The organism is Haloglomus litoreum (assembly GCF_029338515.1).
Taxonomy (GTDB): Archaea; Halobacteriota; Halobacteria; order Halobacteriales; family Haloarculaceae; genus Haloglomus; species Haloglomus litoreum.
The window spans coordinates 1138841-1151676 of the sequence record NZ_CP119988.1; the positions used below are offsets into that span (position 1 = coordinate 1138841).

12 protein-coding genes are annotated in these 12836 nt (G+C 71.0%); 7 read left to right on the top strand and 5 right to left on the bottom strand.

Annotated features, from left to right (window positions below; translation table 11 throughout):
• Positions 1 to 269: 269 nt before the first annotated feature.
• Together P2T62_RS05695 and P2T62_RS05700 are read right to left on the bottom strand one after the other, a co-directional pair.
• Positions 270 to 524 carry a DUF7123 family protein gene (locus tag P2T62_RS05695; RefSeq protein ID WP_276260518.1) on the bottom strand — a complete coding sequence of 85 codons (255 nt, stop codon included), beginning with the start codon at positions 522 to 524 and terminating at the stop codon, positions 270 to 272.
• Positions 525 to 829: 305 nt separating this feature from the next.
• Complete coding sequence (locus P2T62_RS05700; RefSeq protein WP_276260519.1) at positions 830 to 1615, bottom strand: molybdopterin synthase; 786 nt, start codon at positions 1613 to 1615, stop codon at positions 830 to 832.
• Between the two features lie 91 nt (positions 1616 to 1706).
• Here P2T62_RS05700 and pyrH point away from each other — a divergent pair, with 91 nt between their 5' ends.
• Together pyrH and lysS are read left to right on the top strand one after the other, a co-directional pair.
• A complete protein-coding gene (gene pyrH / locus P2T62_RS05705; RefSeq protein WP_276260520.1) occupies positions 1707 to 2402 on the top strand; it encodes a UMP kinase in 696 nt (231 codons plus the stop codon).
• The gene (gene lysS / locus P2T62_RS05710) at positions 2399 to 4147 is read left to right on the top strand and encodes a lysine--tRNA ligase (RefSeq protein WP_420028414.1); all 1749 of its coding nucleotides are present in this window, start codon (positions 2399 to 2401) and stop codon (positions 4145 to 4147) included. The genes pyrH and lysS overlap by 4 nt, the downstream gene beginning before the upstream one ends.
• Before the next feature lie 15 nt (positions 4148 to 4162).
• On the opposite strand, the gene P2T62_RS05715 is transcribed toward lysS, so the two are convergent.
• Together P2T62_RS05715 and P2T62_RS05720 are read right to left on the bottom strand one after the other, a co-directional pair.
• Complete coding sequence (locus P2T62_RS05715) at positions 4163 to 4987, bottom strand: hypothetical protein (protein WP_276260521.1); 825 nt, start codon at positions 4985 to 4987, stop codon at positions 4163 to 4165.
• 79 nt (positions 4988 to 5066) lie between these two features.
• Positions 5067 to 6317 carry a molybdopterin molybdotransferase MoeA gene (locus P2T62_RS05720; protein ID WP_276260522.1) on the bottom strand — a complete coding sequence of 417 codons (1251 nt, stop codon included), beginning with the start codon at positions 6315 to 6317 and terminating at the stop codon, positions 5067 to 5069.
• A gap of 92 nt (positions 6318 to 6409) precedes the next feature.
• Between P2T62_RS05720 and P2T62_RS05725 the strand changes: the two genes are divergently transcribed.
• From P2T62_RS05725 to artA (P2T62_RS05735), 3 genes are all read left to right on the top strand, one after another.
• Positions 6410 to 7489: a hypothetical protein gene (locus P2T62_RS05725; RefSeq protein WP_276260523.1), complete on the top strand. Its 1080-nt coding sequence runs from the start codon at positions 6410 to 6412 to the stop codon at positions 7487 to 7489.
• 75 nt (positions 7490 to 7564) lie between these two features.
• Positions 7565 to 8521: an archaeosortase A gene (artA, locus tag P2T62_RS05730; protein ID WP_276260524.1), complete on the top strand. Its 957-nt coding sequence runs from the start codon at positions 7565 to 7567 to the stop codon at positions 8519 to 8521.
• 91 nt (positions 8522 to 8612) lie between these two features.
• Positions 8613 to 9671, top strand: coding sequence for an archaeosortase A (artA, locus tag P2T62_RS05735; protein WP_276260525.1), 1059 nt, complete (start codon positions 8613 to 8615; stop codon positions 9669 to 9671).
• A gap of 1 nt (position 9672) precedes the next feature.
• Here artA (P2T62_RS05735) and dph5 read toward each other — a convergent pair whose 3' ends face one another.
• Positions 9673 to 10470, bottom strand: coding sequence for a diphthine synthase (gene dph5, locus P2T62_RS05740; RefSeq protein WP_276260526.1), 798 nt, complete (start codon positions 10468 to 10470; stop codon positions 9673 to 9675).
• Positions 10471 to 10595: 125 nt separating this feature from the next.
• Between dph5 and P2T62_RS05745 the strand changes: the two genes are divergently transcribed.
• The gene (locus P2T62_RS05745) at positions 10596 to 11345 is read left to right on the top strand and encodes a twin-arginine translocation signal domain-containing protein (RefSeq protein WP_276260527.1); all 750 of its coding nucleotides are present in this window, start codon (positions 10596 to 10598) and stop codon (positions 11343 to 11345) included.
• 105 nt (positions 11346 to 11450) lie between these two features.
• Positions 11451 to 12818 carry a serine hydrolase domain-containing protein gene (locus tag P2T62_RS05750; protein ID WP_276260528.1) on the top strand — a complete coding sequence of 456 codons (1368 nt, stop codon included), beginning with the start codon at positions 11451 to 11453 and terminating at the stop codon, positions 12816 to 12818.
• The last annotated feature ends 18 nt before the right edge of the window (positions 12819 to 12836 follow it).

Below are 12836 nucleotides of genomic sequence, written 5' to 3' on the forward strand. Positions count from 1 at the left end.
CACCCGGGCGACCGATCCCCGTTGCGACCGCTTGCTCATCGCTTCATTACTTCCCAATCTCGAAATTTCGTTCAAAATGTCGAATTTATCGTGGGAATCGGGTATAGAGGAATCTAATCGGCATGGGGAACTGTGAGTTCCGGTGCTGCCGCGGGTGTGTGCCGCGGCGGCGGCGCGTGTGCAGCGGGGACCCGAGGTGGGGGACCAGTCGGGCGTGTGTGTTGGCGGTGGGGCTCCTGTGTTGGGGTAGGGAGACTACGAGGCGTCTGTCACGCGGGTTCCACGCGCCAGGTGGTCGCGCTCGTGTACGACCACTTCTCGATCTCGAGGTCCGTCGCGGAGTCGCGGAGTTGCACCATCAGCGCGCCGATCTCCTTCGCGGAGAGGCCGACCTCGTCCGCGATGAACTTGCTCTTGAAGTAGAGCTCGCCGTCCTGGGCGCGCTCGCTGAGGTACGCCTGGAGGCGCTCGTACTTGCTCTCGGTCTCCGCGTCGTCGGAGGGGGACTGCGTGGTTGCGCTCATCTCTGACACCTCATCCCCGCCTTGCGACCACACCTCCATATAAAGGCGAGTCGCTTGCCGTTGCTTCGGCTCGTTTCGCCCCCCGAATTCCGAAAAGAGTTCGTTTTACCATCTTTTCAGATCGGACGAGACCTTTTATCGACGCCTCTGAACGCTTCATATCCGAAAAAGTGTGTAGATCAGTTATGTTCTCTCGTGCGTATGAATTCTGGTGAAAATGGCTGGAATTTATGCCCGACAGGCGGGCCGCGCGCGCCGGGACGGTGCTCTATATGACAACGTTTCGCACGGTTCGGCGGGGCTGCTCACTCCCGTTCGTGGACCCAGAACGTCTCCGTCTCGGTGACCTCCTTCTTGAAGATCGGGACCTCCTCTTTCAGGCGGTCGATGCCGTCCTCGACGGTCCGGAACGCCTCCTCGCGGTGGCCGGCGAGGACGACCACGAAGACGATGTCCTCGCCGTCCGGGATGACGCCGGTCCGGTGGTGGAGGCGGACCTCGAACACGCCCTCGCGCTCGGCGAGTTCGGCCTCGAGGCCGCGCATCCGCTTCTCGGCGACCGACTCGTACTTCTCGAACTCCAGGTACTGGGTCCGGTCGTCGTCCGGGTCGTCGCGTGCCCGGACGCGGCCGGTGAAGGTGGCGATGGCGCCCGACCGGTCGGCGTCGGGGGCGCGCTTCACCTCGGCGACGAGCGATTCCAGCGTCTCGAACGGTTCCGTGTCCTCGATGGCGGCCACGAGGTCCGCGGTCGGGCCGTCCGGCTCGGCCACCCGGGCGATGACCTCGCCGGGTGGCTCGTCGTCGCCGACGACGACCGTCGGGAGGTCGGCCTCCGGGAAGCCGACGGCGAGCGCGTGGTCGTGGTCGGGGGCGAGGCGCTCGATGGCGTCCCGCAGGGACGGGGCGGGTCCTGTCGCCTCCCACGTCTCGGCGCCGAGGCGGTAGGTGGTGTCGGCGCCCTCCGCGCGGGTCATGGCTCCCCCGTCCTCGACGACCTGCCGGACGACACCGACCCGACCCTCAAGCGCGTCGGCCAGCCGGCCGGCCAGCCGGTCCGCGCCGGGCCCACAGATGGCAACTGCCTGCATACTCGATGCCAGGGCGGCTGCGGGCTTGTATCCACGGGATAATCGGACGTTAAGCGGAAGGTTAACCGACCGGCCGGGGGTAGGCCGGGATATGAAGGTAGTCGTCTCCGTCGGGGGGAGCGTCCTCGCGCCGGACCTGGCCGCCGACCGGGTCGCCGCGTACGGCGACGTGCTGGGGGCCCTCGCCGCGGAGCACGAGGTGGCCGCGGTCGTCGGTGGCGGGCGCGTCGCGCGCGAGTACATCGACGCGGCCCGTCAGCTCGGTGGCAACGAGATCGAACTGGACCAGCTCGGCATCGGCGTCACGCGGCTGAACGCCCGCCTCCTCGGTGCCGCGATGGAGGGGCCCGTCAAGCCGCCCGAGGAGTACGACGCGGCCGCGGAGTCGCTCCGCCGCGATGGGCTCGTCGTGATGGGCGGTGTCGTTCCCGGCCAGACCACCGACGCCGTCGCCGCGGCCCTCGCCGAGTACGTCGAGGCGGACCTGCTGGTCTACGCCACGTCGGTCCCGGGCGTGTTCGACGCCGACCCCAACGAGGACCCCGACGCCGAGCGCTACGACCGCTTGCCTGCGGCGGACCTCGTGGAACTCGTCGCCTCGGGCGGCTCGCTGGGCTCGGCGGGCTCGAACGCACCCATCGACCTGCTCGCCGCGAAGCTGGTCCAGCGCTCCGGAACCCGGACGCTCGTCCTCGACGGCGAGGACCCCGAACGGGTCCGCCAGGCCGTCGCCGAGGGCGAGTTCGACGGCACGGAGATCGTCCCGGACGCGGAGGTGGAGTCGTGAGCGACGAGGGCGACGACGCGGTCGACGCCCCAACCGGCACCGTGGACGTCCCGCTCGACGCGGAGTCGTTCGAGGCGCGCTCGCCCCACACGCTGGCCGAGAGCGACCGTCAGCACGCCTTCTGGGCCGACGCGGTCGCGGATGCCGTCGAGGCACGGGTCGAGGCGGCGATCGAGGCGGGCGAGCGCGACCCGGACGCCCCCATCGTGGTGAAGGGCGGCATCTCGCCGTCAGGAGTGCCCCACCTCGGCAACATGAACGAGGTGATGCGGGGGTACTTCGTCGCCGAGGTGCTCCGCGAGCGCGGCCACGAGGTCCGGCAGGTGTTCACCACGGACGACCGTGACCCGCTGCGGAAGGTGCCCCGGAAGCTGGCCGACCTCGACGGGAACGTCGTCGGCCTCGGCGAGGTCGAGGACGCGGGCGCGCTGGGCCGGAATCTCGGCAAGCCCTACACCGCGATTCCGGACCCGTTCGGCTGCTGTGACTCCTACGGCGACCACTTCTCGGAGCTCATCCGGCGGTCGGCCGAGCAGCTGGGCGTCGACATCGAGATCGTCTCGAACACCGAGCTGTACGAGGCCGGCGACCTGGAGGCCGCCACGCGCGAGGTGCTCGCGAACGCGGATGCCGCCCGCGAGGTGCTGGCCAACTACCAGAACAAGGTCGACGCCGACTACGTCCCGTTCAACCCCATCTGCGCCGAGTGCGGGAAGGTGACCGAGACCGTCACGAGCATCGACCTCGACGCGGGCACGGTCGACTACCGCTGTACGGACATGGAGGCCGGCGACAACACCATCGAGGGCTGTGGCCACGAGGGGATCGCCACGTTCCGCGAGGGCAAGCTCCCCTGGCGGTTCGAGTGGCCGGCCCAGTGGCGCGTCCTCGGGGTGGACTTCGAGCCGTTCGGCAAGGACCACGCCGAGGGGTCCTGGCCCTCCGGCGACCACATCGCCCGCGCGGTCTTCGGCGATCAGCCGCCCGTGCCGATGGTGTACGAGTGGTTCACGCTCAACGGGGAGCCGTTCTCCTCCTCGGCCGGGAACGTCGTCCTCGCGGGCGAGGTACTGGACCTGCTGGAGCTGGAGGTGGTCCACTTCTTCTTCGCGAAGGACCCCAAGCGCGCCCGGGACTTCGACATCCACGCGCTGGACCAGCTCGTCGACGAGTTCGACCGCTTCGAGCGCGTCCACTTCGGCGAGGTCGAGGCCCCCGAGACCGAGCGCGAGCGCGCCGAGCGCGTCTACCCGTTCGTCGTCGACGAGGTCCGGCCCGACCGGGTGCGCATCGCCTACACGTTCGCCGCGGTACTGGGGATGACCGACGACGCCGAGTTGCGCGAGACGATGGCCCGGCGCTCGGGTCACATCCCCGACGACGCGCCCGCATGGGCCACCGACGACGCGCTCGACCGCGTCCCGCTCGCCCGGAACTGGGCGGTGCGGACGGACAACGAGTACAACTACCGGCTCGCCGAGGACCTGCCCGACGTCGAGTTCGACGCGAACACGGAGGCGGCACTCTCGGAGCTGGCCGAGTTCATCGAGGCCGAGGAGCCCGACGGCGAGGCCCTGCAGGAGGCCGTCTACGAGACCGCACGCGGGAACGACGTGGACGTGGGCGACTTCTTCACCGCGGGCTATCGGCTGTTCCTCGACGAGGACCAGGGCCCGCGGCTGGGGCCGTTCCTCGCGGCGCTGGACCGCCAGTTCGTGGTGCGACGGTTGCGGCTGGAGGGCTGAGCCCGAAGCCCTCCGTCAGCGCGTCTCGTCCCCCATCCCGGTGTAGAGTTCGCCGTCCATCGCCACCCAGCCGCTCTGGCTGCCGGCCATCCGCAGGGTCGCCTCCTGGACGAACTCGTTGAAGCCGTTGCTGAGGCCGAACCCCCACTCGTTCAGGCCACGGAGCTCCACCGTGAGGTGGGCGACGTTGGCGTCGGTCGTCTCGTAGGCGACGTAGCCGGGCGTCTCGAACGTCGTGCAGGCGGCGTTCTCGTCGTCGGGCCAGTACGGCTCGCAGGCGTCGGCCGTCAGGTTCTCGACCGGTCGGAGGACGGCGGCGCCGGCGACGGGGTCGACCACGTCGACGCGGTCCTCGACCGGGACGTAGACCGAGAACCGGTAGTAGGTCGGCTCGGCGTACGCCCGCTTGTTGCTCATGTCGGCCGGGAGTTCGTCCTCGGGGACCTTCTCCCAGCCGAGGTGCGTACCGTTGTCGGCGAACTCGTGGACGAGGTAGTAGAGCTCACCCTCGACGCGGTCGGCCGTCAGCGCCAGCATCGGGCCCTCGGGTGTCTCGACGAGTTCGACCCGCCAGTCGGCCGCGCCGTCCTCGGTCTCCACCGTGACGTTGGCCGCGTCGATGAGGGCCGTCCCGTTCGCGACGGGAACCGGGAGGTAGAGCGTGACGTTGGTCAGTGTCTCGTTCGTCGCGAGCGTCCCGTCGTACTGGTAGTAACTGTTGTAGCTGCCGGCGATGCCGAATCCACCGAGGGCACCGAGGAGGAACAGGAAGCCACCGGCGACGACCGCGAGGGCGACCACGACGGTCGCCGCGGCGATGCCGACGGCGCGGAGGTTCATCTATATCACCACCGGATAGTGGCGCTATTCGGAGATATACCAACGACCCGATTCCCGATTCCGGAGAAGGGGGCCGCGGCTACGCGTAGTACTCCCAGTCCTCGACGGGGACCGTCGCGCCCTCCGCGTACCCCTCCGTCTCCTCGGGGACGACGACCCACCCGTCGGCCAGCGCCACGGAGGACAGGACGCCGGACCCGGAGGCGCGCGTCGGCGTCGCCTCCAGTCCGGCCTCCCCTTCGCCCGACTCCGCCACCGTGACCCGCGCGAACGTCTTGACGCCCGGTTCGCTGGGAAGCTTCCGTGTCAGCGTCGCCGTCCGCGTCGGATGCTCGCGGAGCGGCATCTGGCCAGCCCACTTGATGGCCGGCCGGAGGAACTGGACGGCGTTGACGATACAGGCGACCGGATACCCGGGGAGCATCAGGACCGGCGTGTCCCGGACCACACCGAAGCCGAACGGGTGGCCCGGCTTCAGGGCGACCCCGTGGACCAGCACCTCGCCGAGGCGGTCGACGACCTCCGGGATGAGGTCCCGCTCCCCGACCGAGGAGCCGCCCGTCGTGACGATGAGGTCCTTCGTGAGGTCGCGCTCGATGGCCGCACGCAGCGCCTCGGGGTCGTCGGTGACGGTGTTGCGGTAGGTCGCCGCGCCGCCCCAGCGCTCGACGTACCGGGAGACCGTGAGGCCGTTCGTCTCGACCACCTCGCCCGGACCGGGGTCGCGTTCGACGACCTCCTCGCCGGTCGGGATGACACCGACCATGGGCCGGTCGTGGACCCGCACGCGTCGGACGCCACAGGATTTGAGCAGGCCCAGGTCCGACGGCCGGAGCTGGTGGCCGGGGTCGTAGAGTCGCTGTCCCTCCTCGACGTCCTCGCCGGGGGGTGCGACGTTCTCGCCCTCGGCCACGGCGTCGAACACCTCCACCTCCCCGGCGAACAGGTCGGTCTGTTCGACCATCACGACGGCATCGGCGCCATCGGGCAGCGCACTCCCGGTGTGGACGCGGGTTGCCTCACCCGGGCCGACGCTGGCGTCCTCGGGGTCGGTCCCCTCGTCGTCGCCCACCTCGCGCAGGACCTCCGGCGCGCGGTCGCTGGCGCCGAACGTGTCCGCGGCCCGGACGGCGAACCCGTCCATCGCGGCGCGGTGGTAGTCCGGGACCGCGTGCCGGGCGTCGACCGGCTCGGCCAGCGCCCGCCCCTCGGCGGCCGACAGGGGGACCGTGTCCGTCCGGTCGACGGGTGTCACGGCCTCGCGGAGCCGTTCGCGGGCGGGGGCCACCCGGGTCACCTCCTTGAACCCGTGGTCGTGCAGGTCGCTCATATCGGAGTCGAGGGGCGGGTGGCGCAAAAACGGGCGGGTCGAGCGGCTCCCGGCCAGGAAGATACTTACCGCCGAGGGACACCCCTTCTGACATGAACCGGCGGCAGGCCCTCCGTCAGTTCCACCGGTCGCGGACGACCGACGAGCGGTGGCTCCCGGGCGAGTCGGGGAGCGAGGGGGTCGGCCGACGGACGTGGCTGAAACGTCTGGGCGCGGCCGTCGTGGGGGTCGGGGCCGCGAAGGCCCTCGACAACGTCGTCGTCGGCTACGGTGTCGTCACGGGGACGAACCTCACCGAGCAGTCGATGGCGTCGCTCGTCTCGGCGCCCTTCGCCTGGAACGACCGGTGGGTCGAGGTTCCGGGCGGTCGCATCGAACTGTCCAACGGCGGGGAGCGGCTGTCGCTCCGGGGCGCCGGGAGCCGGTCGTTCATCGTCGGGGAGACGACGCCCGAGCGTGCGCGCGAGGCCGCGGCGGCGGTCGGCGTCGACCCGGACGCCGCCGAGCAGGCCGTGGCCGACATCCGGGCGTTCCGCGAGGGCGCGGTGCGGTACGAGCCGCTGCCGTTCGACGAGTTCGGGGCGGCCGCGGCCGAGGGGACGGCACGTCCGGCGACGACGGGCCTGATGCGCGCCATCCTCCGGGAGGTGGACCCGGCGGCGGTCGCCGCGTTCGTCGGCGTCCACCCCTCCGAGCCCGTGGCGCTGGCCCCGGCGCTGGCCGAGGCGTTCCGCGAGCACACCTACTACGACCTGCCGCGGTACGCGGCCGGCTCCGTCGAGGACAACGTCATCATGGGTGCGGCGGACCTGCGCCGGTACTTCGAGTCGCCCACCTCGTTCGAGGCGCTGGCGAGCGGCGAGACGAGCGGGATGTTCTGCTACGAGTTCACCTTCCGGTCGGTGCAGGCGTTCCACGCCCAGCCCGCCCTCGACCAGTCCCCGCCGGTCGCCGCGTGCAAGGTGTTCGACGAGCGCCACAAGCACGTCTACACCGCGCTGGCGACCGTGACGCGCCGGGACGGCGACCTCGTCGTCCCGATGACGTTCGTCGATTACACCCACACGACGCTGTACGACGATCTCAACCTGCGTGGCGTCATGGGCGAGGGGCTGAACGGCTACACCAGCCGCCACCGCGCGACGGAGTTGCGCTGGTGGAGCAGCGGCTGACCGGGCCGTGCCGGTCGTGCACACGCCCCGAGGCCAGCCACAAGCGGTATATCCCGGCACGACGACCACTCACCCGTGTCGCAGGCGCTGACCGACGCGCTGGCCTGGGTGTCCATCGCCGCGTTCGTCGTGGCGGTGCTCGCGGAGCTGCGCGACCGCCGGACGGCGAGTCTCGCCGCCGCGGGCGCGTGGGCCCTGTTCGCGGTGTTCTGGCTGGCGCTCATTCCGCAGTTCCTGCTCGTCGAGAAGAGCGCCATCGAAGGCGTTCTCAGTGCGCTCGCCGTCCCTGCCTCGCTGTCGGCGGCGTACCTCCTCTACCGGGGTCGCGAGTCCCTGCTCGTCCTCACCCGCGGGGTCGCGGTGATGGGGCTCATCTACCTGCCCGCGACGACCATCCCGTGGATCTACGGGTCGCTCATCGAGACGACGACGGCGCAGACCAACGTGCTCATCGAGGCCGCTGGCTACGACCCCACTGTCGCGACGGGCGAGGAGGGCCTCCGCAACACGTTCGTCTTCAACACGGACGGGAACACGTACGAGACGTTCATCGTCCTCGCCTGTACGGGGCTGGGAAGCATGGCCATCTTCGCGGGGCTCATCGCCGCCGTCCGTGCGCCGCTCCGCCGGAAACTGGCCGCCTTCGCCATCAGCGTCCCGGTCATCTGGGTGCTCAACCTCGTCCGGAACGCGTTCATCGCGGTCGCGTTCGGCAAGCAGTGGTTCCAGGTCGCGGTCCCGCAGGTGTCGGCCCTGTTCGGCATCCAGCCGGACGAGGTGGGGCTGGTGTCGTTCTACCTCGCCGACAAGGTCATCTCCCAGTCCGCCTCCGTGGTCGCGCTCGTGCTCATCACGTACCCCGTCGTCCGGGCGCTCCCGGAACTCGCGGGCGTGCTGGACGACGCGCTCTACGTCGTCACCTACCGCGAGTTCCACACCGCGGAGGCGCTCGGGCTGGAGGCCGACTCCGACCGGACGACGGCGGCCCCCCCGGGGGACTCCGAGACCGTCGGCCACTCCGACGACGACTGACGATGCCCGGGCCGTCGCACCGTCTCGCCTCATGTACCCCCGGTGTCCTCCCGGGCAAGAGCTATAGGTGGAATTTCCCAACGGTGGAGCGATGAGTGGACCGGCCGCGGCGCTCCTGTCGGGACTCGACGCGCTGGGGGCGCTGTCGGACCCGCTCGCGTGGCTGGTCGTGGCGGCCTTCGTCGGCGGCAGCCTTCTCGAGCTCCGGGCCCGCGAGCCCGCGCGCTACGTGCTGGTGGGGGCGTGGCTCCTGTTCGCGCTGTTCTGGTTCACGCTGGTCCACCACTTCGCGTTCGAGCAGAAGTCGCTCATCGAGGGGATCGGCAGCCTCGCCGCCGTCCCCATCTCCGTCTACGTCGGCTACCTCCTCCTCCAGGGCCGCGACTCGCTGTTCGTCCTCTCGCGGGCCGTCGCCGGGATGGGGGCCGTCTTCATGCCGTTCGAGGCGCTCGCCGTCCTCCGGCGGCCGCTCATCGAGATCGTCACGTCACAGACGGAGTTCCTGATGGCGCTGCTCGGCCAGGACCCGACGGTGCTGACGTGGTCGGAGGCGACCGAACGCATCGCCGCCCAGTACGACTGGTCGGCTGCCCGCGCCCGGAGCTTCAGCGACGCGCGGGGCTACTACGACTACCGGAACACCTTCTTCTGGCTCCACGACGGTCAGTACCCCATCACGTACACCATCCGGCTGGCGTGCACGGGGCTGGGGAGCATGGCCATCTTCGCGGGGCTCATCGTCGCCGTCCGGGCGCCGCTCCGCCGGAAGGCCCGCGCGTTCGCCGTCTCGGTCCCCGTCATCTACGCGCTGAACCTCGTCCGCAACGTCTTCATCGGCCTCGCGTTCGGCCAGCAGCGGATGCAGTGGTTCGTCCCGCAGGTGATGGACCTGTTCGGGACCACCGACCCGCGGATGGTGTCGTACTTCCTGGCCGACCGTGTGCTCGCCCAGTCGCTGTCGGTCGTGGCGCTGGTCGCCGTCACCTACCTCGTCGTCCGCGAGCTACCGGAGGTGCTGACCGTCGTCGAGGACGTGCTGTACGTCCTCACGGGGAGCGAGTACGACCTCGGCGCGGCGCTGGATGTCGAGGGGACGAGCGACGACCCCGAGCCGGAGCCGGGGGCGGTCCGTGCCGACGGCGGGGACTGACTCAGGCCAGTCGCTCGTCGGCCAGTTCGACGGGCGCGCCCGCCAGCTCCACCAGTGCGTCCCGTTCGATGTAGTGCAACTCGCCCGGTAGCACGAGCAGGTGGAGCGGGTCGCCGAAGTCCCGCTCCGCGAGCGCCGACAGGCGGTCGGCCGCGACGACCGGGTCGGGGCTGCCGGCCCGTGCGACGACGACGCCGAGGTCGTCGCCCCGGCCCGCCTCGGTCAGCAACCCGGCGGCGGTGCTCGCGGCCATGTACTCGTCCTCCTCGACGAGTTCGTGGTCGACCTTGATGTCGAGGAAGCAGAGCGTGTGGAGCCCGCGCTCGCGGTTCGCGTCGACGGTGTCGAGCACGCTCGCGGGCACGTCGTCGCCGCCGTGCGCGTACGGGAACGGGAGCGTCGTCGCCTTCCCGAAACGGTAGTTCTGCAGGCCAGTCAGCGAGGCCGCGGCCGCTGCCGCCGTGGTACCGTGGACGACGCGCGTCTCGATGCCGCGCTCGTGGGCACGCAGGCGCAGGTCGACGTGCGTGGTGGCGATCATCGTGTCGCCCGCGGTGCAGAAGACGGCGTCCCCCGACTCGGCGGCGTCGAGGATGGGCTCGGGGTCCTGTTCGACGCCCTCACGGTCGCGGACCTCGACCGCGATATCGTGTTCGGCTTCGAGGTCGGCGAGTGTCGCGCCGGCGAGCTTGCTGGTGTAGAACTCGGCGAAGACACGGTCCGCCGCGCGGAGGGCGTCGCGGCCCTCGACGGTGACCGAGCGTTCGTCCCAGAGGCCGAGGCCGACGAAGGTGAGCATACGCTGAGTCGGTTGGTCGCGGGGGTAAGCGTGACGGAGCGGGCCATCACTGGTACGGCGACACAGGGTGAAATGGGGGTTTGAGATTCCGGGACCGTATTCCATGGACGGCCCGTCCGTGGGGTATGGACAGACGAACGTTCCTCTCGGGGGTCGGAGCCGCCGGAGGAGCCGCGCTCGCCGGGTGTTCGAACCCCCTCGCCTCCCCGACCCGTGTCGAGAGCCGGCGAGGAATCACGTTCGGGGCCGACATCGTGGGGGACGACGCCCGCTCGAAGGAGGCGTGGGAGCCGTTCGAGGCGTCGATGCACGACCGCTACGGGTCGCTGGGCGTCTACGGCGATGCCGGCCCGGACCCGGAGCACGGGCTGGAGTTCGGCGGCGGCTGGACGCAGCCGCTCGACCACGAGGGCGGCCTCGAATCCCACCACGCGCTGGTCTTCCACCGGTTCCCGGGGGGCGAGGACGGCACCGCGGGTGGCGCGCTCTGGCTCTGGAGCGCGGTCGACCCGACCGCCGCTGACGGCGCAACCGTCGAGCGCATCGAGGCGGCCGTCGACCTGCCGTCGAACGGAGCCTCGATGGGGATCTACGACCCGGCACAGGACTACCGGAGCGAGGACACGGACGCCTACGGCGTGGCGACCCCCCGGATGGACGTGGACGGGCTCTCGGTCTCGATGGCACTCCCGGCCGGTCGCGTCGGATACGACCCCGAGGGCACGACGGTCGGGGAGGGGGGCGGCTACGCGCCGCTGTGGCAGGGCAGCCACGAGGGGATGGTGGGGCTGGTCGCGACCTGTATGCTGGCGTGGCCGGCCGAGGACGGACAGACGCTCCAGTGGTCGGTCGCCGTCGAGACCCTGGGTGCGTGAACCTCGCCCCGGGCGCAGGGGAGAGCGGACGGAGGCCGGCTGTCGGGCGGCCTCTCCGGCCTCGCCGACCCCACCGTTAATCCGGGCAGGTCGAGACCACAGCGTATGCCGAGCGATGCCCTCCCCGATGCGACCGCCCGCGAACTCGACGGCTTCCTCGAGGACTGGCTCGCCGACGAGGACGTGCCCGGCGTCAGCGTCGCGGTCGTCGACACGGACGGCCTGCGCTACGCCGCGGGCCTCGGTGCGCGCTCGCTGGAGCCCCGCGCGCCGGCGACGCCGGATACCCGCTACGCCGTCGCGTCGCTGGCCAAGCCCGTTGTCGCGACGGGCGTCCTGCAATTGGCCGAGCGCGAGGGACTCGCCCTCGACGATGCGGTCGCCGACCACCTCCCCGTGCTGGCGGACGCGCCGGGCGAGCCAGTCACGGTCGGCGACCTGCTCTCGCACTCGTCGGGTCTGCCGCGGGACTTCGTCGCGACCCACAGGGACCTGGCCGACCGGGCGGCGCTGTGCGAGCACATGGATTCGGTCGCCGAGCGGCGACTGACCGACCGCAGGCGGTACGCCTACTCGAACGGGGGCTACATGCTGCTGGGCGAGGTCATCGAGTCGGTCGACGGTCGCCCGTTCCGGACGTATCTCGCCGACGAGGTGCTGGCGCCGCTCGGGATGGACCGCTCGGGGTTCGAGTCCGCGCTCTTCGACGACGAGGACGTGATGACGGGGTACGCGCCCGGCGACGACGGGCCGAAGGCGGCGGGGCCGGACCCGGAGGAGATCGACCACGCGGGCGCGTCCGGCGGCCTCCTGGCCACGGTGACGGACCTGTCGCGGCTGCTGCGCTGCGTCCTGAACGGGGGGGAACTCGATGGGACGCGGCTGCTGGAGCCCGGGAGCGTCGGGCGGATGACGACCCGGCAGTCGCCGCCGCTGCCGACGGTCGACGGGAGCGAGCCGGGCTACGGCTACGGCTGGGAGGTGAGCGAGCTCCTCGGTGAGCGGCTGGTGACCCACCGTGGCGGCCTCGGCGTCGCCAGCGCGTACGTCGGGCTGCTCCCCGAGCGGGGCGTCGGCGTCGCGCTGGGCTTCAACAGCGGCAGCCACCCCACCGTCACGGCGGGCAAGAGCGCGCTGGCGCTGGCCTGTGGCGAGGACCCGATGTCGGTCGTCGACGAACTCCGGATCACGCGGGCCGTCGAGCGGGTGACGGGGACCTACGAGGCCCACGGCGGCCGGTCGTCGGTGGCCGTCTCGGCGTCGTTCCCGGGGACCGTCGAGGTCCGACTCGGCGGCGAGGACGGCGACCGCTCGTTCACCGCCGCCCACGAGGTCGTCGAGGCCGACCGCTACGTCTTCGAGACGCACGACGCCAGCGGCGTCCGGATGGTCGCCGAGTTCCGGCTGGACGACCACGGTGTCGAACTCCGGCTGTCGATGGGGAAGTGGACGACCGTGTTCACGCGGGCGTAGCGCGCGGTGGTGGTCGCC

Excerpts from the sequence above, each read along its gene's own strand:
- P2T62_RS05715 (WP_276260521.1), bottom strand. The coding sequence starts at position 4,987 with ATGAACCTCCGCGCCGTCGGCATCGCCGCGGCGACCGTCGTGGTCGCC.
- P2T62_RS05700 (WP_276260519.1), bottom strand. The coding sequence starts at position 1,615 with ATGCAGGCAGTTGCCATCTGTGGGCCCGGCGCGGACCGGCTGGCCGGC.
- artA (WP_276260525.1), top strand. The coding sequence starts at position 8,613 with ATGAGTGGACCGGCCGCGGCGCTCCTGTCGGGACTCGACGCGCTGGGG.
- P2T62_RS05720 (WP_276260522.1), bottom strand. The coding sequence starts at position 6,317 with ATGAGCGACCTGCACGACCACGGGTTCAAGGAGGTGACCCGGGTGGCC.
- P2T62_RS05725 (WP_276260523.1), top strand. The coding sequence starts at position 6,410 with ATGAACCGGCGGCAGGCCCTCCGTCAGTTCCACCGGTCGCGGACGACC.
- P2T62_RS05745 (WP_276260527.1), top strand. The coding sequence starts at position 10,596 with ATGGACAGACGAACGTTCCTCTCGGGGGTCGGAGCCGCCGGAGGAGCC.
- P2T62_RS05695 (WP_276260518.1), bottom strand. The coding sequence starts at position 524 with ATGAGCGCAACCACGCAGTCCCCCTCCGACGACGCGGAGACCGAGAGC.
- pyrH (WP_276260520.1), top strand. The coding sequence starts at position 1,707 with ATGAAGGTAGTCGTCTCCGTCGGGGGGAGCGTCCTCGCGCCGGACCTG.
- dph5 (WP_276260526.1), bottom strand. The coding sequence starts at position 10,470 with ATGCTCACCTTCGTCGGCCTCGGCCTCTGGGACGAACGCTCGGTCACC.
- P2T62_RS05750 (WP_276260528.1), top strand. The coding sequence starts at position 11,451 with ATGCCGAGCGATGCCCTCCCCGATGCGACCGCCCGCGAACTCGACGGC.